Here is a 19,212-nt window from a genome sequence, read left to right as displayed (position 1 = left end):
GCCAGGGCCGAAAAGGCAGCGTGGCAATGAATAAGTATGCCTTCCCTTCGTCATCCTAGGGCGGAGCAGGCCGAAGGCCGTCGCGCAGACCCTGGGATCCATGCCGTGATGAAGCGGCAGCGCAATACGGTGCAGAACATCCCTCGTTCTGACGCCCCCGAGCCTCCCGGCCATTACGGCATGGATCCTCGGGTCACGCCTTTCGCTGCGCTCAGGCTTGCTCGAGGATGACGAAGGAAAAAAGCGATGTGTCCCTATCGCTCCCCAAGTGGCACGAAGAAGCGTCCCCGCCAGCGACGAGCGCAGCGGGCAGTCAAAAGGGAAGAGATGGCCGGCCTCATCGAAATGCGGCTACGGCACCCGCCTCACATATCGACGACGACGCGGCCCCGGATCTTGCCCTCGACGATGTCGCGCGCCGCACCGATGATGCCGTCGAAGCCGATCGTCGTCGACAGGGCGGCAAGCTTGCCGACGTCGAGGTCGGTTCCGATGCGCCGCCAGGCTTCCAGCCTCAGCTCCTTCGGCGCCATGACCGAGTCGATGCCGAGCAGCGAAACGCCGCGCAGGATGAAAGGCGCGACCGACGACGGCAGGTCCATGCCGCCGGCCAGCCCGCAGGCGGCGACCGCGCCGCCATAGGAGGTCATCGACAGCACATTGGCCAGCGTGTGGCTGCCGACCGCGTCGATGCCGCCGGCCCAGCGCTCCTTGCCGAGCGGCTTGCCCGGCCCCGACAGGTCTTCACGCGCGATGATCTCGGCGGCACCCAGTTCACGCAGATAATCGGCCTCGGCGCTGCGTCCGGTCGAGGCAATGACGTGATAGCCAAGGCTGGACAGGATCGACACGGCGACCGAACCGACGCCGCCCGCCGCTCCGGTGACGATGACCGGGCCGCGCTTCGGCACGATGCCGTGGCGCTCCAGCGCCATGACGGACAGCATCGCCGTATAGCCGGCGGTGCCGACGGCCATGGCGTCGTGAGCGCTCATGCCGTCTGGCAAGGGCACCAGCCAGTCGCCCTTCAGCCGGGCGCGTCCGGCATAGGCGCCATGATGGGTCTCGCCGACACCCCAGCCGTTGAGGATGACCTTGTCGCCCTTGCGCCAGTCGGGGTGGTCGGACGACAGAACCGTGCCGGCCAGATCGACGCCGGGAACGAGCGGCCAGCGGCGCACCACAGGGGCCTTGCCGGTGATGGCCAGGCCATCCTTGTAATTCACCGTCGTCGCCTCGACGGCAACGGTGACATCGCCCTCCATCAGGTCGGCTTCGGTCAGGTCCGTCACCGCGACGGACTGGTTCTTGTCCGCGTCGCGCGACACGAGGATGGCTTTGAATGTATCCGGCATTTCTTGACCCTTGTTTGCGGCAGACAGTGCGTCGCCGAAGGTCTGAAATCAATCGTTCGATGGTCTAGTTTCGCGCCGCCAGCCGATGAATTCCTCGATCACGACAAGCGCTGCGCCAACGGAGATGAACGCGTCGGCGAGGTTGAACACGGCAAACGACCAGCTTGGCGTGTGGAACAGGATATAATCGATGACATGTCCGTAGACGCTGCGGTCGATGAGGTTGCCGAGCGCGCCGCCGACAATCAGGGCAAAGCCGGTGCGGGCCAGCACCTGTCGGGGTTCGGTACGGGTTGCGAGGTAGATGACGAAGGCCGAGACCAGAACCGACACGACGATCAGGCCGGTATCGCCGAAGGACGACAGCATCGAAAAGGCGATGCCGGTATTGTAGGTGCGGTAAAGCGCCAGGAACGGAACGAGGTCGATCTTCTGCTGGAATTCAAGGCCGGTCTCGACCAGGTACTTGATCCACTGGTCGAGCGCCATCGCAACGACCGCCATCACGGCATAGGGCATAAGCGATCTAAGGATGCTCGACTTCACTGGAAGGCCGCCTCCAGTTTCAGCGCGCCGCGCCGGATCTCGAACAGCATGACACCCGTTGCAACGGCCAGATTGAGCGAATCGGCGCGGCCTGCCTGCGGGATGCGCAAGAGACGGTCGCAACTGGCCGCGAGATCGTCGGGCAGGCCCTGCTGCTCGTTACCCATCAAAAGCAGCACCGGCCGGCCGGAAAAATCGACTGATCGATAGTCGACCGCACCTTTCAGATGCGTGCCGGCGACAAGGCCGGCAAAGCCCTTGCGCCAGGCGAGGAAGGCCTCGACGCTGACCTTGGCGACGGGCACGGCGAAGATCGAGCCCATGGTGGCGCGCACCGTCTCGACCGAAAACGGGTCGGTGGTGTCGCCGACAAGGATGATGCCCTTGGCGCCGACTGCATCCACGGTGCGGATGACGGTGCCGAGGTTGCCCGGATCGCGGACCCGGTCGAGCGCTACCCAGACATCGCCGCCCTTGGGGTGGATGTCCTTCAGCGGCACGAGCCTTTGCGAAAAGACGCCGACCACCATTTGCGGGTTGTCGCGGCGGGTGATGGCGGAGAGCACCTTCTCGGAAACTTCGAGTACGGTGCCGCCGCTGGCGACGGTACGGGCCGCGACCTTCTCGACCGCCGGATTGCCGCGCCCCGCCTTGGCGAAGACCAGTGTGCGGATTTCCCAGCCGAGATCGAGTGCGTCGATGACAAGCTTCAGGCCCTCGGCCATGAAGGCATTTTGGCTATCGCGGAATTTCTTGAGCGCCAGCGCCTTGATGTCTTTCACCAGCGGGTTGGCCAGGCTGGTAACCTCCTTCACCTGTCCAACGGCGCGGCGGCCTTGATGTTCGCTCCCATGATGGTTGCTCATTGGGCCACCCAACGCGAAAAGAGGGATGTGGAAAGCGCCCGTCCGGCCGATTGCTCTCGGATGATCAGTTCGCCCGATTCCACCCGCCCGCCCATGCCGGCGAAGGTATCGCGCATCAGCGCATGAATGGCGAAGAACGAAGCCCTGATGGAATAGGCGGTGAGCACGACGGCGAGCGGCTTCGGCGTCAGGATCGAGCGGCAGATGTCGGTCAGCGCCGGCAGGTGTTCGAACAATTGCCACACCTCGCCCTTGGGGCCGCGGCCATAGGCGGGCGGGTCGAACAGGATGATGTCGTAGCGGCTGCCGCGGCGCTCCTCGCGCTCGGCGAATTTCATCGCATCCTCGACGATCCAGCGGATCGGCTTGTCGGCCAGCCGGGCAATCTCCTGGTTCTCGCGCGCCCAGCCGATCGCCTTTTTCGAAGCGTCGACATGGGTGACTTCGGCCCCGGCGCGGGCGGCGACCAGCGAGGCAAGGCCGGTATAGCCGAACAGGTTGAGCACCTTCACCGGACGTTTCGCCGCTACGATGAGGGAAGCCATATGGTCCCAGTGCGAAGCCTGTTCGGGAAAGACGCCGACATGGCGGAAAGACGTGAACCGGCCGAGGTAGTCGAGACCGTCATGCTTCATCGGCCAGGTTTCGCCGAGGGGCGTCTTCGGAAAGCGCCAACGGCCCATGCCTTCCTCGTCGGTATCACCGGTGAAGACGGCATCGGCGCGGTCCCATTCCCTGGCCGGCAGGGCGCGTTGCCAGATCGCCTGGCCTTCGGGGCGGACGATGCGATAGGGGCCGTATTGCTCGAGCTTTTCGCCGCCACCGCTGTCCAGCAGGGCATAATCGGCGTTGGGTGCGACTTCGAGGACCAGCGGCAATCTTTCGCCGGGTAAGGCGCCTTCGCGACGTGCAAGGACGCGCAGTTCCGGCTTGGGTTGCAGGCGCTCCTCGCGCTTTGGCTTAGGGCCTCCCTGCTGCGGGCCGGCGTCGCGCTGACCAACCTGACCGGCGCGCGGCTTGACGGCCTGGTGCTGGCGGTTGTCGCGGCGTTGATCGCGAAAGGATTTCAAGGGCGTACATCTCCCGGACGACAGCGCCGCTTTTGGCACAGGCGCCGAGCCTCCGCAACAAACTGCGTCAGGAACGCAGGGCCTTGTAGACAGCGATACCGGCGGCGAGGTCTTCGAGTGCGGCCCCTACCGATTTGAACAGGGTGATCTGGGCAGCGTCCGTGCGGCCCCTCTTTTCGCCGCGCGCCAGTTCGTGCAGGTCGGCGACGATGCCTTCCGACTTGAGGATGCCGGAAGCCAACGGCTGGACAATGTCGCCGGCTTCCTTGGTCGCACCGGCGCGGGTATCGACAAAGACAGCGGCGCGCGAAATGGCGGCATCGTCGCTCTCTCGCATGTCGGGCGTAAAGCCGCCAACCAGATCGACATGCACGCCGGCCTTCAGCAAAGCGCCCTTGACCAGTGGGGTGGTCGAGATCGTCGCGGACGAGATAATGTCGGCCTTGGCCAGTTCGCTATCGAGGTCGGTAGCGGCTTCTGCGGGCAACCCTTCGGCGCGCAGTTGCGTTGCAACCTTTTCGGCGTTGGCCGGCGTGCGGTTCCAGATGCGGATCGTCTTGATCGGGCGCACTGCGGAATGCGCCCTGGCGAGGAAATGCGACAGGGCACCGGCGCCGATGACCAGTAAACGCGAAGCATCTTCTCGCGCCAGATAGGACGCGGCTAGGGCGGAAGCACAAGCGGTGCGCCACTGCGTCAGGCGCTGGCCGTCGATCAAGGCCTCCGGTTCGCCGGTCGCACCGTTCAAAAGCAAGTAGAGCCCCATCACGGCTGGCTTGCCGACGGCGTTGTTGTCGGTCGACACCGTCACGATCTTGACGCCTATATGGCCGTTGGCCGAGGTGCCGGCTGCGTTGAAATCCGTCCAGGCCGGCATCAGCAGCAAGGTCGAGGCAGCACCATCGGGCCGCTCGACGGTATGGTGATGGCGCACCGGCTGCACGGCGCCTTCACGAAAAGCCGTGCGCAAGGTCTCGACCAAGGTTGGGAACGTCAGGGCGCGATCCACATCGGCGGCCGAGATTGTGAGCATTGAAAACTCCGCGACGGATGGACTGGCGGCTACCGTATCAGTTGGCTGGCCCCGGCAAAGCCGGACCTTGCCGAGGGGCGGCAGCCGGCCGGACGGCGGCTTGCCTGAGGCTTTCGGCCTCGACGCCGCGCTGGCGTGCCAGCTTGCGGTAACGCCCCTGTCTAACCCAGGTGGCAAGGCTGCCGACGAGCATACCGAGAGCAAGAGCGGCGAACAGGAAAACAAAGAAAGGCAGCGTGTAGGTCAGCGCCGGATTGCCGGGATTGAACGGATCGACGGTGAAGGCGACCAGTTCGCGGTTGGCAACCGCCAGCGCGATCAGGATAATCGCCAGCGGCACGATGATAACGACCAGTGCAACACGGTTGACCATGGATTTCCCGCCGGTTCGGCGCCTACTTGGCGCCGTTCAGCTTTTCACGCAACTCCTTGCCGGTCTTGAAGAACGGCACCCACTTCTCTTCCACGTCGACGGATTCGCCGGTGCGCGGGTTGCGGCCAGTGCGGGCAGGGCGGTTCTTGACCGAAAAGGCTCCGAAGCCACGCAGCTCGACGCGGTTGCCTTCGGCGAGAGCATCGGTGATCTCATCGAACACCGCGCCGACGATATTTTCGACATCGCGCAGGAAAAGATGCGGATTGCGCGTGGCGATAATTTGCACGAGTTCAGACTTGATCATGCGAGCGATCCCCTTCCTCAAAATACGCCATTTAAAATTATGCGAATGATTTTATTTGCTTTTTTCACTCCGCAGAGGGCCTGTCAAGGGTGCCAGACCGAGACGAGACCGTCAAGGAACAAGCGGTCGGCTCCCAATTCCTGAAGCACCTCCCCACTGTATTCTGGCAATCCGAGCGCGCGCGAGACAGTGCGGGACAACGCCTTGGAAAACAGCAGCCCCGTTCCGCTACCTGTGTCCTTCCACTCGATTACCTTGAGCTTGGTATCGACGCCCTTGGTGGCAAGCCAGTCAAGCGCCACGTCCTCGCCGCCGACAGCATCGACCAGCTTGTTTTCAAGCGCTTGCCTGCCGGTGAAGATGGAGCCATCGGCCAGGGCAAGCACCTGCGGCCTCGTCATCTGCCGCCGCTCCGCGACAATGCCGACAAACCAGTCGTAGCTGTCCATGATGAGTTTGCGCACCATCGTGCGCTCGTCTTCGGTTGTCGGATTGAAGGGCGACGGTTCGGCCTTTAGCGGTGAGGATTTCACCTCTTCGAGCTTGACGCCGATCTTGTCCATCAAGCCGGTCACATCGGGAAACTGGATGAGGACGCCGATCGAGCCGACGATCGAGGACTTGCGGGCCACGATATGGTCGGCGGCGCTGGCGATCATGTAGCCGGCCGACGCCGCCAGCGTGCCGACCGATGCCACGACAGGTTTTTCTGCCGCGATCTTGCGCACTTCTTCATAGATTGCTTCACCACCGGCGGTGGTGCCGCCGGGCGAATCAATCTGGAGGATCACGCCCGCCACGCGCGGCGACTGTCGAATCTTCTCCAGCCGTCCGAGCAATTCCTCGTCTTCGGTGATGGTTCCTTCGATCTTGACCTTGGCAATATGGGTGGCGCCGGTTCCGGTGAACTCGTCGTCGTAGACCCATGCCGCGAAGGCGATCAGGCCGATGGCGGCGACGGCCATTGCGGCTGCGCGCCAGAAGGTCAGCTTGCGCCGCAACCTGCGGCGGTCGATCAAGTCATCGGCTCTCAGCGGCATGTCTAGCCTCGTTCGGAACTTGGGCCAACACATCTAGTGCATGCGCAGGCCTGCCGCCACCGCTTTCCGCCATCAACATTCCGCGCAGCCATCCGCACCACCCTCTTGCGCGGGTTTTTGAGCATCGTGTATCCTTGCAGGCGATAATTCCTGTGCGAGTGCACGGGCAAACGTCATATTTTTGCAGTTTTAGTTCGCTTGTGGTTGTTTGAAAGCCTCGGCGTGCCGAACTATAGGTCGGCATTCGAGGGGCTTATTCGCTTGAGAAAGCAGCAATAGTGGCGCGATCGACAAAACCGGCCAGCCAGGATGGCGCGCACATCGCGCCATCGGCCAATGGCGATTTTGAGGACGGTTCAGCGGCGGATCGTGCCGCTGCATTCGGCCGCGCACAGCAGCACTCACGCCGGGTGAGGCGGCTGAAGTTCGTTTTGCCGCTGGTGGCGTTGGCGATCATGATCGCTTTTCCGATTTATTCCTATCTGGTCACGCCGGTCACCGTTGTGGTCAAGACCGATGACAGTGCGTTTTCCGACGGCAAGCTGGTGATGGCCAATCCCAAGCTGGAGGGCTTCACCAAGCATAACCTGCCTTATGCCATGACCGCGGTCAGGGCGATCCAGGAAGTCTCGAAGGAAAGCGTCATTGCGCTGGAGGGCATCAGCGCCCGGCTTCCAATCGACGCCGAGACCACGGCTGTCGTCGACGCCTCGACGGGGATATATGACCGCGAGAAAAATACGCTCGATCTCAATAGCGCAATCACCATCACCACGACGGACGGAATGGTTGCGAAACTGAAATCGGCCTTTCTCGACATGGGCAAAGGCAATATGAAGACAACCGAACCCGTCGACATCAGCCGCGCCGGATCGCGCATCACTTCGCAGGCGATGTCGGTCGAAGACAACGGCAAGGTGTTGATCTTCGAGAAACGTGTTCGCGTCAATATCGACCCCGCCAAAGCCAAGGCGGCCAACAAGACAAGCGGAGAGCCGAATGCAACGCAGTGATTCGATGAGGCGTGCAGCCCTTGCATCGGTCTTGTCCCTTGTTGTGATGGCGCCGGCATTGGCTCAGTCGAGCGCAACCAGCAAGATGTCCGGCCTCAAGCTCTCGGGCGACCAACCCATTCAGATTGAAAGCGACAAGCTCGAGGTGCGTGAAGGCGACAGCGTCGCCATCTTCACCGGCAATGTGAACGTCGTCCAGGGTGCGACGGTGCTCAAGGCCGGCAGCATGAAGGTCTATTATGCCAAGGACCAGGGGGCTGCCTCCGGCTCCAGCGCCGCTGGCTCGGCCACCACCGGAACCGCCAGCATCGATCACCTCGAGGTCGACGGCAAGGTCTACATCAAGTCCGACACCCAGGTCGCCACCGGCGACAAAGGCACGTTCGACATGAAGAGCGAGGTACTGGTTCTTTCCGGCGAAAAGGTCGTTTTGTCCGATGGCGCCAACGTGCTGGTGGGTTGCAAGCTGACCGTTCAGATGAAAACCGGGTTGGCGCAGGTCGATGCCTGCGGCGGCCGCGTCATGATGTCGATCACCCCGGGTTCGCAGAAACCCTGATGATTTCATTTCCCAAGTTGCGCCTGCCGACGTGGGGAGCCTCAAGGTCGGCCACCCCTGCGAAGGCCCAGTCCTCGTCTCCCAAGCTGAAGGGCACCCTGATCGCCAGGGGTCTGTCGAAGAGCTACAAGGGCCGCAAGGTGGTGAGCGGCGTGTCGCTCGGCGTGCGGGCTGGTGAGGCTGTCGGGCTGCTTGGCCCCAACGGTGCCGGCAAGACGACTTGCTTCTATATGGTGACGGGCCTTGTGCCGGTCGATGAGGGCACCATCGAGATCGATGGCTACGATGTCACCTCGATGCCGATGTACCGGCGTGCAAGGCTTGGCATCGGCTATCTGCCGCAGGAAACCTCGATCTTCAGGGGTTTGACTGTCGAGCAGAACATTCGGGCTGTCCTCGAAGTGGTGGAGAAAAGCCGCAAGGAGCGCGAGAAGAACCTCGACGAACTGCTTGAGGAATTCCACATCAGCCATCTGCGCAATGCGCCGTCCATGGCTCTTTCGGGCGGCGAGAGGCGGCGGCTGGAAATCGCCCGCGCGCTGGCCAGCCGGCCCGCCTACATGCTGCTGGACGAGCCTTTCGCCGGCATCGATCCGATTGCCGTGGCTGACATCCAGCAGCTTGTGCGCCATCTTACGGCGCGCGGTATCGGTGTCCTGATCACCGACCACAATGTGCGCGAGACGCTGGGTCTCATCGACCGGGCCTACATCATCCATGCCGGCGAGGTGCTGACGCATGGACGTGCGGAGGAGGTTGTCGCCAATCCGGACGTGCGGCGGCTCTATCTTGGCGAGGGTTTCACGCTGTAGGCTGTTCCTGCGCGGCCAGTCCCAGGCGTCCTGTCCCGGCTAACGCTCCGGTAAGCCTCATCTGCTAAGCCTTCTCTTGACAAGCAAAAGACGGGCCAATTTCATCGCTCGACCCAAATTGCTCGGTTGCCGGCCAACTGCCGACAAGGAGGCATTGACCTTACACGATGGCACTCGCGGCCAAGCTACAGCTGAGACAAGCACAGTCGCTGGTGATGACGCCGCAACTGATGCAGTCGATTCGGCTGCTGCAATTCACACAGGTCGAGCTTGAACGGTTCATCGACGAGGAGATCGAGCGCAATCCCTTGCTTGAACGAGCCGAATTGCAAGACGCCGCGCCAGGCGAAGCAGAACCAGGAGCCGAAGCCACCCCTGCCGCCGCGAGTGACGGCGATTGGTTCGACAACGAGACGGAATGGACCTCCGAGGCGATTTCGCAAAAGCTGGATACCTCGCTGGAAAACCTGTTTCCGGACGATCCGGGCACCAGAGAACGTCTCGGCCCGGACCTTGCGGCCCAGTGGAAATCGACCTCGGGTAGCGGATCTGGCGGAGCGTCCGAGGGTTTTGACATGGAGGACATGGCGGCTGCAGCGGTGACGCTGCGCGACCATGTCGGCGAACAGATCGCTTTTGCCTTCATTGATCCCGCCGCTCGGCTGATCGCCGCCGAATTGGCCGACGCCCTCGACGAAATCGGCTATCTGCGCGCCGAGCTTGTCGAAATTGCCGAACGGCTTGGCACCGACGAGGCAACGGTCGCCGGCGTGCTCGCCACCTGCCGGACCTTCGATCCCGCCGGCATCTTCGCACGGGACCTGGCCGAATGCCTGTCCCTGCAGCTTGCCGCGCGCAATCGGCTGGACCCCGCGATGCAGGCGCTGGTGGCCAATCTCGATCTGTTGGCACGCCGCGACTTCCAGGCGCTCAAGCGCATCTGCGGCGTCGACGAGGAAGACCTGCTCGATATGCTGGCCGATATCAAGGCGCTCGATCCGCGTCCGGGCCTGGCCTTTTCCAGCGGCGTCAGCGACGCCATCGTTGCCGATGTCGAAGTGCGGCCCGCCAGCGACGGCAGCTGGGCGGTCGAACTCAATCCCGACACCTTGCCGCGTGTTCTTGTCGACCAGGTCTATTTCGCCCATGTCTCCAGCCACGCGAGGAACCAGGCGGAGAAGGATTTCCTCAGCGAATGCCTCCAAAGCGCCAATTGGCTGACACGCAGCCTCGACCAGCGCGCCAAGACCATCCTCAAGGTGACCTCCGAGATCGTACGCCAGCAGGATGCCTTCCTGGTTCATGGCGTACGCCATCTGAAGCCGCTTAACCTGAAGGCGGTGGCAGACGCCATCGGCATGCATGAATCCACGGTCAGCCGGGCAACGGCCAACAAATACATGCTGACGCCGCGTGGCGTGTTCGAACTGCGCTATTTCTTCACAACGGCGATCGCGGCGTCCGGAGGAGGCGACGCGCATTCGTCGGCGGCGGTGCGCGATCGCATCAAGCAAATGATCGATGAGGAACCGGCAAGCGATGTGCTGTCGGACGATATAATTGTCGATCTGCTCAAGGACGATGGCATCGATATCGCCCGACGTACGGTCGCCAAGTACCGGGAAGGCATGAATATTCCGTCATCGGTGCAGCGCCGTCGCGAAAAAAAGGCGATTGCCAAGGCTGCGCGCTGATCGGTCCTACTTTCCACAACCCTTGCGTTTCGTTGACAAGCCGCGGTGAAGTGGCTAGAAGCCCGCCCGCATGGAGCGGGCAAGACGTCCGCCACTGGGATGGCCAGCGAAGCGTGGGCAACGGGCTGTCTGTAACCGTCAGGAAGTTCGGACGTAAATTCGGCGCAAGGGGCGCCGCGCGGCTTGTACGAACAAACCACGGGTATAAACTCCAGATAGCTTGAAGCCTGAACAAGGAAGGTCAGTATTCAGATGGTACTGCGCATAGCGGGAAAACATATGGATATCGGCGATGCGTTCCGTACGCGCATCAACGACCGTGTCGGTGAAGCGATCGGCAAATATTTCGATCGCGGATTTTCAGGGCAGGTCACTGTCATCAAATCGGGCTCGCGCTTTTCAGCCGATTGCATGATTCGGTTGGATTCGGGCACCTCGCTGCACGCGACGGGAGAGGCTCAGGATCCTTCCCTGGCTTTCGATGCGGCTGCTGAGCGCCTTGAAACGCGGCTTCGACGCTACAATCGCCGGGTGAAGTCACATTCGCCTGTGAATTCAGCGGCTGTTTCCACCGACATGGCTTATGCGGTGATGGAACCGCTTGCCGATGACGACGAGGACATTCCAGCGGATTTTGCTCCCACGATCGTCGCCGAATCGACCATGGCGCTGAAGACCATGTCGGTCGCCTCAGCGGTCATCGAACTCGACACCACGGGCATTGCGGTCCTGGTGTTCCGCAATGGCGGCAACGAACATCTCAACATCGTCTATCGTCGGCCCGATGGAAACATCGGCTGGATCGATCCGGCAGCGGTCAAGACCGCGTAAGGATAGCAGAGACAGCCGGTACGCTAAGGGCGGCCGGCTGCGGCAGGCGAAGCAGAGGAATTTCAAGAATGGCTCTGAACGATCTTGTCGACGTTCCGGCAATCATGCCGGCGTTGAAGGCGAACTCCAAGAAGCAGCTCTTGCAGCTCTTGTCGGAGCGTGCAGCCGCGATTTCCGGTATTCCGGAGCGCGATATATTCGACACGATCCTGCAGCGCGAGCGGCTGGGCTCGACCGGCGTCGGCAACGGCATCGCCATACCGCACGGCAAGCTGGCCGGCGTGAAGCGCATTACCGGCGTGTTCGCACGTCTCGAGACCCCCGTTGATTTCGAGGCGCTCGACGACCAGCCCGTCGATCTGGTGTTCCTGCTTCTGGCGCCGGAAGGTGCAGGCGCCGATCACCTCAAGGCGCTGTCGCGCATTGCGCGCGTGCTGCGTGATGGCGACACCGTGGCCAAGATTCGCGGCACGCGCGATGCGACCGCCATCCACGCGCTTTTATCGGATACGCCGGCCTCGCACGCCGCTTGAAAAGCCGATTGGAATTAAAGGCATCTCAGGGCCGCCGACAGCGGCCCTCTTTCGTTGCGCACCAGCGCATCTCTAATGGATCGCGACCGTGGTCAGGTCGTTTTCCATGGCGCCGGCCAGGGCGCGATCACGCGCATCCGACAAAAGAATGGGCTGGCCGTTGGCAGAAAAGAGAGCCCAAAGCTCCATGCCGGGTGCTATTTCGTCGAGGCCGGGAAAGCGCCCGCGCAGGTCGTCGCTCGACACTTTTCTCAAGTAAGCCACCGACCCTTCGCCGAGATGGGCGAATTCACCGTTGGTCATGGCCATTTTCTCGATGCTTCTTGCAGCAGTCCTGGTCATTTCAAGCCTCCTATCCGCGAGGCGCCAACATTGGCCGTCTCGCCTGAGAGCCATCGGCAAAGATCAGTCTTTCACCGATATGTTTATTTTTCGTACCAGTCTTTCGGCCTCCGGGCGGTCCAGGTCGATCGACAACAGACCGTTCTTCAGTTCCGCCGCGATGACGCGCATGCCGTCGGCCAGCACGAAACAGCGCTGGAATTGGCGTGCGGCGATGCCACGGTGGAGAAAATCGCGCTCTGTGTCGTCGCTTTGGCGGCCACGCACGACCAACTGGCTTTCCTCGGTGGTGACGTCCAGGTCGCTCTCAGCAAAGCCTGCCACCGCCAGCGTGATCCTTAACCGTTCAGCGGCGCCATCGGTTCCACGCAGGCGTTCGATATTGTAGGGCGGATAGCCGTCGCCGGATTTCGCCAAGCGCTCCAGCGTCTTTTCCATCGCATCGAAGCCCAGCAGAAGCGGGCTGGAAAAGGGCGTCATTCGAGTCATCACTTCCTGTCCTCTTGAGAGCGACATCGTCCGAAAAAACCCTGTTGGCATTTTTCCGTTTGTTGTTGATATGGTCCGCCGCGCCGACAAGTTCAAGCGGCCACGGTTTCGCTGCACAAGGAATTGAAATGTCCCAGAAACGCAGGATCATCATCGACACCGACCCCGGCCAGGACGATGCCGTCGCCATCATGCTGGCGCTGGGAAGCCCTGAGCTTGAAGTGACCGGTATCACGGCTGTCGCAGGCAACGTGCCGCTGAAACTCACCGAAAAGAATGCACGCAAGATCTGCGAACTGGCGGGGCGGCCTGAGATCAAGGTCTATGCGGGCGCGGTCAGGCCGCTGATGCGCCATCTCGTCACTGCCGAGGAAGTGCACGGCAAGACCGGGCTGAACGGGCCGGAACTGCCGGAACCCAGGATGAAGCTGCAGGACGAGCATGCGGTCGATTTCATCGTGCGCACATTGATGCACGAAGAAAGCGGCACCATCACGCTCTGCCCGCTGGGGCCTCTCACCAACATCGCGCTGGCCTTGATCCGCGAGCCTAAAATCGCGCCGCGCATCAAGGAAATCGTGCTGATGGGCGGCGGGTTCTTCGAAGGCGGGAACGTCACCCCAGCGGCGGAATTCAACATCTATGTCGATCCTCACGCCGCCGATATTGTGCTGCGATCCGGCGTGCCGATCGTCATGATGCCGCTCGACGTCACCCACAAGGCGCTGACGTCGGCGAAACGGACCCAAGCCATTCGCGCGCTTGGCACAAGGGTCGGAGAAGCAACCGCACAGATGCTGGAGTTCTTCGAGCGATTCGACGAGGAGAAGTACGGCACCGACGGCGGCCCGCTGCACGACCCTTGCGTCATCGCCTATTTGTTGAAGCCGGACCTGTTCAAGGGCCGTTCTTGCAATGTCACGGTGGAAACCGCTTCGGAACTCACCATGGGCATGACCGTCATCGACTGGTGGGGCGTGACCAAGCGGCCGAAGAATGCGCTGGTCATGCGTCACATCGATTCCGATGGTTTCTTTGCGCTGCTGACAGAAAGGCTGGGCAGGTTGTAGGTTCAGGCAGGTCGGGCGCCTGTTTGCCACGGCAAGACGGTCTCGTAGGCAGCGGCAGCCTTGAGTACCGCCAGATCGCCGCGTGGCGGCCCGATCAGTTGCATGCCCATCGGCCTGCCTTGCTCGTCGAACCCCACCGGCACGTTGACAGCCGGACAGCCGCCAAGCGTGGCGAACGCCGAAACCTGCATCCAGCGATGGTAGCTGTCCATGGCGCGTCCGGCTAATTCGCTCGGCCAATGCATGGCCCCATCGAACGGGAACACCTGCGCAGTCGGCAATGCCAGCAGATCGAACCGCTCAAACAGCGACAACAGGGTCCGGTACCAGGCCGAACGGGTGACCGAGGCGGCATAGATTTGCGGAGCCGTCAGGTTTCGCGCGCGCTCGGCCTCCCATATTGCTTCGGGCTTCAGCAAGCGGCGACGGGCCGGATCGCCACAAAGAACGTTGAGCGCCGAACCGCTCGATGCCTGTCGCAATGTGACGAATGCCTGCCACAGGGCTTCGAAATCGAACTCCGGCAGCAGTGGCTCGGTTGAAGCGCCCGGAAAGCGGGCCAACGCCGCTTCGCACAGGTCGAGGATGCCGGTCTCCAGCGGCAAATGTTCGCCGAGGTCGCCCAGCCAGCCGATATGGCCCTGCAAAGCAGGTTCCCGCAGTTCGACGAGGAACGAAGCTGGATGAACGTAGGAGAGCGGTGCTAGCGGATGGTAGCCGCACTGCACATCAAGCAGCAGTGCCATGTCGCGGACGCTGCGGCCCATCGGCCCTTCCACGCCCATCTGGGCGTAGAACAAATCCGGGCTGCGACCCGCAGGCACCAAGCCTTGCGAGGGGCGGAAGCCGAAGATATTGTTGTAGGCGGCCGGATTGCGCAGCGAACCGCCGAAATCGCTTCCGTCGGCCAGCGGCAGCATGTCGAGGGCGAGCGCCACAGCAGCGCCGCCGCTCGAACCGCCTGCCGTCAGGGCCGGATCGAAAGCGTTCAAGGTCGGTCCGAACACCGGATTGTAGGTGTTGGAGCCGAGCCCGAATTCCGGCACGTTGGTCTTGCCAATGATGATGGCGCCGGCATTGCGGATTCGCTCGACGAAAATTTCGTCTTGATCCGGCACGAAATCGGCGAAGATCAGCGAACCGAACGTCGTGCGCAAACCCTTGGTAAGCGCCAAATCCTTGATCGCGATGGGCAGGCCGAACAGAGGTCCGGGCTCACCGCCCCCGGCCAGATGAAGGTCGGCTGCATCGGCTTCGCGCAGGATATCGTTGCGGTCGCGGAGCGAGACGATGGCGTTGACCTTGGGATTGACCGCCTCGATGCGGTCGAGAAAAGCCGTGACCACCTCCCGGACCGAAAGGGCGCGATGCCTGATCGCTGCCGCCAATTCCACCGCCGGCATACGGCAAACCGCATCGGCCTGCGGGATGTCGTGCTTTGTCGGCGGAGATATGATGCTCATGTTGCTAGCCAATAGCCTTGTCCACATCGGCTGCCAGCGGGATTGCCGGCTGGGCGCCCGGCTTCAGGCACGCCAGCGAACCTGCCGCAGCCGCGCGCCTCAACGCCTGTTCCAGAGGCAAGCCGGCGGCAAGCGCTGCTGCGAAATAGCCGCAGAACGTGTCACCGGCCCCGACCGTATCTACGGGCGTTATCTTGAGCGCCGGCACCTGACGGAAGCCATCGGGAGTGGCGGCCAGCACGCCGTCGCCGCCCAAGGTGACAACGACTGCATGGCCGGTCCGGGTAGCGAACGCGCGCATGCGCTCGGCGCGGTCGCCGCCGCTAAGTTTCAGCAAGGCGCAGTTCAGGTCGAACTCGGTTTCGTTGGCGACGACATAATCGGCCTTGGCCAGATAGGTCGCCGCCTCGCCGCGGTAAGGGGCTGTGTTGAGCACGCTGACTGCGCCCGCCTCTCGCGCGGCATCGAGCGCGACCTCCACCGTGTTCAGTGGGATTTCGTGTTGGAGAAGCACGATATCTCCCTTGCCGAGGCGTGCCTTGGCTAGGTCGCCCGGCAGCACGGCGCCATTGGCGCCGGCCACGACCGCGATCATGTTCTCGCCATCGCCGCCAACCAGGATCAGGGCTGTTCCGGTCGAAGCGGAGCTTTCCATCACGCCGGTCAGGTCGACCTTGCCGGTTTGCAGGAGGGAAAGCGCCTCGGCAGCGAAGCTGTCCTTGCCGACTGCGCCGATCATGCGCACGTCAGCCCCGGCTCGTGCCGCAGCCAACGCCTGGTTGGCGCCCTTGCCGCCGGGAGCCGTGGCGAAGCTGGTTCCTTGCAGCGTTTCGCCGGGAGCGGGCAGGCGCTCGACATTGGCAATCAGGTCGAGGTTGATCGAGCCGATGACGATGATCATGGACGAGAAAGCCTCCAGGGGTTTCCTGAAGGCTTATCGCGTGGGAAGCGGATTGGAAATATGGCGCGTGCAAAGCCGGGTATTTCAACCGGCAGTCAGTTGCCCCGCTTCCCAGCCAAGGATCGCCCGTTTGCGGGTCAAGCCCCAGTGGTAGCCGGTCAGCGCGCCCGACTTTGCCAGCGCCCGGTGGCAGGGCACCACGAAGGAGATCGGATTGGCGCCGCAGGCAGCCCCCACGGCGCGTGAGGCCTTCGGTTCGCCGATATCGGCGGCAAGGGCGGAGTAGGTGCGGGCTTGGCCCAAGGGAATCCTGAGCAACGCTTCCCAGACGCGGACCTGGAAATCCGTGCCGATCATGACGACGCGCAATGGCTGGTCGTTCCGCCAGCGCGTCGGATCGAAGATGCGCGCCGCATAGGGCTGGGTAGCGCCCATGTCCTCGACATAGTTGGCGTTTGGCCAGCGGCCCGACATGTCGGCGAAGGCGACTTGTTCTTCGCCCGGATCGTTGAACGACAGGCCGGCGAGGCCGCGGTCGGTGACCATGATCAGCGCAATGCCGAAGGGCGAGATGTGATAGCCGTAGCGGATGGTGAGCCCCGCGCCGCGGGTCTTGTAGTCGCCGGGCGACATCGCCTCGTGGGTCACGAACAGGTCGTGCAGGCGGCCGGGCCCCGACATGCCGACCTCGAGCGAAGCTTCCAGCAGAGGTAGGCCCGAATCCAATAGCCTGCGGGCATGATCGAGCGTCACCGCCTGCAGGAATGCCTTGGGCGACAGGCCGGCCCAGCGCGTGAACAGCTTCTGCAAGCCGGTCGGCGTCTCGCCGACCGCTTCGGCCAGTGCCTCGAGGGAAGGCTGGTCGCGGTAGTCGAGGCTGATCTTTTCAATCGCCTTGCGCACGACCTCGTAGTCGTTGCCCGAAGGCGTGATGTCCTTTTCGAGAATGGCGGATGGCTTCATCTGGGTCTGGGCGTTCATGGGATTTTCTCCTTGAATGCCAATATCGTTGGGATGAGGAGCTTTCTCCACCCGTTTCCTGCAAGGACGCGGAATATTCAGCGCATTTTCGCTTTCGCCAGCGCGCGCGAAAAGGCGGTTGCGAAGCTTTCGCGGTCGTCCGGATTGAGGAAGCCGCCGATCGGCACGCTTTGGCCACGGGCTTCCACGGCCATTTGGGTAATACCGATCTCGGAATGGCGCGCCACCGAGAAGCGGGCCCAGAACGGATTGAAATGGTGTGCTTCCGATTTGCCGGAAGGGGCGACCTTGCGGATATCGAGCGCGGTGCGTGACACCGACACCTCTTCGAGCGCGCGGGCGGCACGATAGTTGAGGCGGAACGCGACATACACGGCGAGCACGTCCAGCCCGAAAAAACCGAACACCGGCCAGGCGCCATGGGCCAGGAAGAACGCGCCGGTGATCGCCCAACTGAACAGCAGCGCGCCGATCAGGATCGTGAAACCGGTGCGGCCGAGCGACCTGTGCGGCGTCAGAAGCGCCTTGAAGAAGGGTTCGTCAGCGGCGAAGTCGGCATTTGTCTCGGTCATGCGGCGATACTATAGGAAGGGCATGACCAAGCCCAAGTCAAAAGATCGACCTGTATCCAAAGAAGGACATGCACTGGCCCCACGCACCACGCCAAAGGCCAGGCCCCGTTTCCGTCCGGTCCGCTCGAAGTCGCTCTACAGTGCGGCCGAAGTGCATGAGATATTCCGGCGCTTTTCGGTGCAGAGGCCGGAGCCCAAAGGCGAGTTGGAACATGTCAATGCCTACACCTTGCTGGTCGCCGTGGTGTTGTCGGCGCAGGCGACCGATATTGGTGTCAACAAGGCGACGCGCTCCTTGTTCAAGGTTGCCGATACGCCGCAAAAGATGCTGGCCCTCGGCGAAGCCAGGGTTGGCGAGTTCATCCGCACCATCGGCCTGTGGCGCAACAAGGCCAAGAACGTGATCGCGCTATCCGAAGCTCTCATCCGCGATCACGGCGGCATGGTGCCTGACGACCGCGAGGCGCTGGTCAAGCTGCCGGGCGTCGGGCGAAAGACCGCCAATGTCGTGCTCAACATGGCTTTTGGGCAGCATACGATGGCCGTCGATACCCACATCCTGCGCATCGGCAATCGCTTGGGGCTGGCTCCGGGCAAAACGCCCGAACAGGTCGAGCGGGGGCTGGTCAAGATCATCCCGGACGAGTTCATGCGTCATGCGCATCACTGGCTGATCCTGCACGGACGCTATGTCTGCAAGGCGCGCAAGCCCGATTGCCCTTCCTGCGTCATTGCCGACATCTGCAAGGCGGCGGAAAGGACCACCAGCATACCGGCGCCGCTTGTCGAGATCGCAACGCTGGATCAGATGGCGGCGGAAGCCTTATAGACCGAAGCCGCGCGCCATTGCCGCCGCGAAGATCGGGATGAGCAGGAAGACGATCGCTTGCGCCAGAATGGTCTTGCGCACCGCCGCAAGCTCGCCAGCCGGCACATTGAAGGCGGCATCGGCGGCAGTTTGGCGGCTCCACGCGATGAAGCGCCTGGTCGGTTTGATGGACAGAATTCCGACGATGGCGAAGGCGACCATCTTTGCCCAGAACACCCAGTTGTAGACGTAGAATTCCCACCCCTTGAGGCCGTAGACGACGCGTGCCGCGCCGGCGAGGATGACCAGCATTGCAATCATGCCGTAGTGGCGGTCGATGCGCGCGAGCCGCCTTATGGTCGAGGCGTCCATGGTGTTGCGCACCAGCACGAATTCCGCCGCGATGATGCCTGCCAGCGAAAACACCAGAAGATGATGCAGGATTGCGAGTATGAGTTCGGTCGTGTCCATGGCTTGCTCCAGCTTGGCTTTGAACCGGCCGTAAACTAGCAGCCGTTATTGAAAAGCCCATGCGCCGAATGCGGATTGGCGCA

General features: G+C 62.5%; 23 protein-coding genes. 8 read left to right on the top strand and 15 right to left on the bottom strand.

Annotated features, from left to right (window positions below; all coding sequences use genetic code 11):
• Window positions 1-365 precede the first annotated feature (365 nt).
• The 8 genes from ASD64_RS05925 to sppA form a co-directional block, all read right to left on the bottom strand.
• Window positions 366-1,355 carry an MDR family oxidoreductase gene (locus tag ASD64_RS05925; protein ID WP_056102182.1) on the bottom strand — a complete coding sequence of 330 codons (990 nt, stop codon included), beginning with the start codon at window positions 1,353-1,355 and terminating at the stop codon, window positions 366-368.
• A gap of 48 nt (window positions 1,356-1,403) precedes the next feature.
• Window positions 1,404-1,901, bottom strand: coding sequence for a signal peptidase II (lspA, locus tag ASD64_RS05920; RefSeq protein WP_082549868.1), 498 nt, complete (start codon window positions 1,899-1,901; stop codon window positions 1,404-1,406).
• A complete protein-coding gene (locus tag ASD64_RS05915) occupies window positions 1,898-2,767 on the bottom strand; it encodes a TrmH family RNA methyltransferase (RefSeq protein WP_056102177.1) in 870 nt (289 codons plus the stop codon). The genes lspA and ASD64_RS05915 overlap by 4 nt, the downstream gene beginning before the upstream one ends.
• Entirely contained in the window at window positions 2,764-3,708 is a 945-nt protein-coding gene (locus ASD64_RS05910) for an RsmD family RNA methyltransferase (RefSeq protein ID WP_413813584.1), read from the bottom strand. Before ASD64_RS05910 ends, ASD64_RS05915 begins: the two co-directional genes overlap by 4 nt.
• Before the next feature lie 196 nt (window positions 3,709-3,904).
• On the bottom strand, window positions 3,905-4,870 hold the full coding sequence (locus tag ASD64_RS05905; RefSeq protein ID WP_056102170.1) for an ornithine cyclodeaminase family protein: 966 nt from the start codon (window positions 4,868-4,870) through the stop codon (window positions 3,905-3,907).
• A gap of 37 nt (window positions 4,871-4,907) precedes the next feature.
• Window positions 4,908-5,243: a hypothetical protein gene (locus ASD64_RS05900; protein WP_056102166.1), complete on the bottom strand. Its 336-nt coding sequence runs from the start codon at window positions 5,241-5,243 to the stop codon at window positions 4,908-4,910.
• A gap of 22 nt (window positions 5,244-5,265) precedes the next feature.
• Window positions 5,266-5,550, bottom strand: coding sequence for an integration host factor subunit beta (locus tag ASD64_RS05895; RefSeq protein ID WP_056102164.1), 285 nt, complete (start codon window positions 5,548-5,550; stop codon window positions 5,266-5,268).
• Window positions 5,551-5,633: 83 nt separating this feature from the next.
• Window positions 5,634-6,590 (bottom strand): signal peptide peptidase SppA, encoded by a 957-nt coding sequence (gene sppA, locus ASD64_RS05890; RefSeq protein WP_056102161.1) that lies wholly within the window; start codon window positions 6,588-6,590, stop codon window positions 5,634-5,636.
• 278 nt (window positions 6,591-6,868) lie between these two features.
• Here sppA and lptC point away from each other — a divergent pair, with 278 nt between their 5' ends.
• From lptC to ptsN, 6 genes are all read left to right on the top strand, one after another.
• Window positions 6,869-7,603: an LPS export ABC transporter periplasmic protein LptC gene (lptC, locus tag ASD64_RS05885; protein WP_413813582.1), complete on the top strand. Its 735-nt coding sequence runs from the start codon at window positions 6,869-6,871 to the stop codon at window positions 7,601-7,603.
• Window positions 7,590-8,162 (top strand): LptA/OstA family protein, encoded by a 573-nt coding sequence (locus tag ASD64_RS05880; RefSeq protein WP_056102155.1) that lies wholly within the window; start codon window positions 7,590-7,592, stop codon window positions 8,160-8,162. The genes lptC and ASD64_RS05880 overlap by 14 nt, the downstream gene beginning before the upstream one ends.
• Window positions 8,162-8,974 (top strand): LPS export ABC transporter ATP-binding protein, encoded by an 813-nt coding sequence (lptB, locus tag ASD64_RS05875; protein WP_056102152.1) that lies wholly within the window; start codon window positions 8,162-8,164, stop codon window positions 8,972-8,974. Before ASD64_RS05880 ends, lptB begins: the two co-directional genes overlap by 1 nt.
• Before the next feature lie 167 nt (window positions 8,975-9,141).
• The gene (rpoN, locus tag ASD64_RS05870) at window positions 9,142-10,668 is read left to right on the top strand and encodes an RNA polymerase factor sigma-54 (RefSeq protein ID WP_056102149.1); all 1,527 of its coding nucleotides are present in this window, start codon (window positions 9,142-9,144) and stop codon (window positions 10,666-10,668) included.
• A 252-nt stretch (window positions 10,669-10,920) separates the two neighbouring features.
• Window positions 10,921-11,499 carry a ribosome hibernation-promoting factor, HPF/YfiA family gene (hpf, locus tag ASD64_RS05865; protein ID WP_056102147.1) on the top strand — a complete coding sequence of 193 codons (579 nt, stop codon included), beginning with the start codon at window positions 10,921-10,923 and terminating at the stop codon, window positions 11,497-11,499.
• Window positions 11,500-11,567: 68 nt separating this feature from the next.
• Complete coding sequence (gene ptsN / locus ASD64_RS05860; RefSeq protein ID WP_056102144.1) at window positions 11,568-12,032, top strand: PTS IIA-like nitrogen regulatory protein PtsN; 465 nt, start codon at window positions 11,568-11,570, stop codon at window positions 12,030-12,032.
• Window positions 12,033-12,104: 72 nt separating this feature from the next.
• Here ptsN and ASD64_RS05855 read toward each other — a convergent pair whose 3' ends face one another.
• Together ASD64_RS05855 and ASD64_RS05850 are read right to left on the bottom strand one after the other, a co-directional pair.
• Complete coding sequence (locus tag ASD64_RS05855; protein ID WP_056102141.1) at window positions 12,105-12,374, bottom strand: DUF1150 family protein; 270 nt, start codon at window positions 12,372-12,374, stop codon at window positions 12,105-12,107.
• A gap of 63 nt (window positions 12,375-12,437) precedes the next feature.
• A complete protein-coding gene (locus tag ASD64_RS05850; protein WP_056102221.1) occupies window positions 12,438-12,863 on the bottom strand; it encodes an Hsp20 family protein in 426 nt (141 codons plus the stop codon).
• 128 nt (window positions 12,864-12,991) lie between these two features.
• On the opposite strand from ASD64_RS05850, the gene ASD64_RS05845 reads away from it, so the two are divergent.
• Window positions 12,992-13,933 (top strand): nucleoside hydrolase, encoded by a 942-nt coding sequence (locus tag ASD64_RS05845; RefSeq protein WP_056102139.1) that lies wholly within the window; start codon window positions 12,992-12,994, stop codon window positions 13,931-13,933.
• Window positions 13,934-13,935: 2 nt separating this feature from the next.
• Here ASD64_RS05845 and ASD64_RS05840 read toward each other — a convergent pair whose 3' ends face one another.
• From ASD64_RS05840 to ASD64_RS05825, 4 genes are all read right to left on the bottom strand, one after another.
• Window positions 13,936-15,396 (bottom strand): amidase, encoded by a 1,461-nt coding sequence (locus tag ASD64_RS05840; protein WP_200957802.1) that lies wholly within the window; start codon window positions 15,394-15,396, stop codon window positions 13,936-13,938.
• A gap of 4 nt (window positions 15,397-15,400) precedes the next feature.
• Entirely contained in the window at window positions 15,401-16,297 is an 897-nt protein-coding gene (locus ASD64_RS05835) for a ribokinase (RefSeq protein WP_056102136.1), read from the bottom strand.
• A gap of 84 nt (window positions 16,298-16,381) precedes the next feature.
• Window positions 16,382-17,278 carry a methylated-DNA--[protein]-cysteine S-methyltransferase gene (locus tag ASD64_RS05830; RefSeq protein ID WP_056102135.1) on the bottom strand — a complete coding sequence of 299 codons (897 nt, stop codon included), beginning with the start codon at window positions 17,276-17,278 and terminating at the stop codon, window positions 16,382-16,384.
• A 77-nt stretch (window positions 17,279-17,355) separates the two neighbouring features.
• Window positions 17,356-17,850 (bottom strand): DUF2244 domain-containing protein, encoded by a 495-nt coding sequence (locus ASD64_RS05825; protein ID WP_056102130.1) that lies wholly within the window; start codon window positions 17,848-17,850, stop codon window positions 17,356-17,358.
• Between the two features lie 22 nt (window positions 17,851-17,872).
• On the opposite strand from ASD64_RS05825, the gene nth reads away from it, so the two are divergent.
• Window positions 17,873-18,679: an endonuclease III gene (nth, locus tag ASD64_RS05820; protein WP_056102127.1), complete on the top strand. Its 807-nt coding sequence runs from the start codon at window positions 17,873-17,875 to the stop codon at window positions 18,677-18,679.
• On the opposite strand, the gene ASD64_RS05815 is transcribed toward nth, so the two are convergent.
• On the bottom strand, window positions 18,674-19,129 hold the full coding sequence (locus ASD64_RS05815) for a DUF2214 family protein (RefSeq protein ID WP_056102125.1): 456 nt from the start codon (window positions 19,127-19,129) through the stop codon (window positions 18,674-18,676). The two genes, nth and ASD64_RS05815, sit on opposite strands and share 6 nt — an antisense overlap.
• Window positions 19,130-19,212 lie beyond the last annotated feature (83 nt).

Origin of the sequence: Mesorhizobium sp. Root157 (genome assembly GCF_001427385.1) — a bacterium.
Classification (GTDB): domain Bacteria; phylum Pseudomonadota; class Alphaproteobacteria; order Rhizobiales; family Rhizobiaceae; genus Mesorhizobium.
The sequence above is the reverse complement of the archived record's forward strand: the minus strand, read 5'-3'. Positions and strand labels throughout refer to the sequence as shown.

Bases quoted from the DNA above. Each gene is read 5' to 3' on its own strand.
- ptsN (WP_056102144.1), top strand. From the start codon at position 11,568: ATGGCTCTGAACGATCTTGTCGACGTTCCGGCAATCATGCCGGCGTTG.
- ASD64_RS05895 (WP_056102164.1), bottom strand. From the start codon at position 5,550: ATGATCAAGTCTGAACTCGTGCAAATTATCGCCACGCGCAATCCGCAT.
- ASD64_RS05815 (WP_056102125.1), bottom strand. From the start codon at position 19,129: ATGGACACGACCGAACTCATACTCGCAATCCTGCATCATCTTCTGGTG.
- lptB (WP_056102152.1), top strand. From the start codon at position 8,162: ATGATTTCATTTCCCAAGTTGCGCCTGCCGACGTGGGGAGCCTCAAGG.
- ASD64_RS05925 (WP_056102182.1), bottom strand. From the start codon at position 1,355: ATGCCGGATACATTCAAAGCCATCCTCGTGTCGCGCGACGCGGACAAG.
- ASD64_RS05915 (WP_056102177.1), bottom strand. From the start codon at position 2,767: ATGAGCAACCATCATGGGAGCGAACATCAAGGCCGCCGCGCCGTTGGA.
- hpf (WP_056102147.1), top strand. From the start codon at position 10,921: ATGGTACTGCGCATAGCGGGAAAACATATGGATATCGGCGATGCGTTC.
- ASD64_RS05835 (WP_056102136.1), bottom strand. From the start codon at position 16,297: ATGATCATCGTCATCGGCTCGATCAACCTCGACCTGATTGCCAATGTC.
- nth (WP_056102127.1), top strand. From the start codon at position 17,873: ATGACCAAGCCCAAGTCAAAAGATCGACCTGTATCCAAAGAAGGACAT.
- ASD64_RS05850 (WP_056102221.1), bottom strand. From the start codon at position 12,863: ATGACTCGAATGACGCCCTTTTCCAGCCCGCTTCTGCTGGGCTTCGAT.
- ASD64_RS05855 (WP_056102141.1), bottom strand. From the start codon at position 12,374: ATGACCAGGACTGCTGCAAGAAGCATCGAGAAAATGGCCATGACCAAC.
- rpoN (WP_056102149.1), top strand. From the start codon at position 9,142: ATGGCACTCGCGGCCAAGCTACAGCTGAGACAAGCACAGTCGCTGGTG.
- ASD64_RS05840 (WP_200957802.1), bottom strand. From the start codon at position 15,396: ATGAGCATCATATCTCCGCCGACAAAGCACGACATCCCGCAGGCCGAT.
- ASD64_RS05880 (WP_056102155.1), top strand. From the start codon at position 7,590: ATGCAACGCAGTGATTCGATGAGGCGTGCAGCCCTTGCATCGGTCTTG.
- ASD64_RS05830 (WP_056102135.1), bottom strand. From the start codon at position 17,278: ATGAACGCCCAGACCCAGATGAAGCCATCCGCCATTCTCGAAAAGGAC.
- sppA (WP_056102161.1), bottom strand. From the start codon at position 6,590: ATGCCGCTGAGAGCCGATGACTTGATCGACCGCCGCAGGTTGCGGCGC.
- ASD64_RS05900 (WP_056102166.1), bottom strand. From the start codon at position 5,243: ATGGTCAACCGTGTTGCACTGGTCGTTATCATCGTGCCGCTGGCGATT.
- ASD64_RS05845 (WP_056102139.1), top strand. From the start codon at position 12,992: ATGTCCCAGAAACGCAGGATCATCATCGACACCGACCCCGGCCAGGAC.
- ASD64_RS05905 (WP_056102170.1), bottom strand. From the start codon at position 4,870: ATGCTCACAATCTCGGCCGCCGATGTGGATCGCGCCCTGACGTTCCCA.
- ASD64_RS05825 (WP_056102130.1), bottom strand. From the start codon at position 17,850: ATGACCGAGACAAATGCCGACTTCGCCGCTGACGAACCCTTCTTCAAG.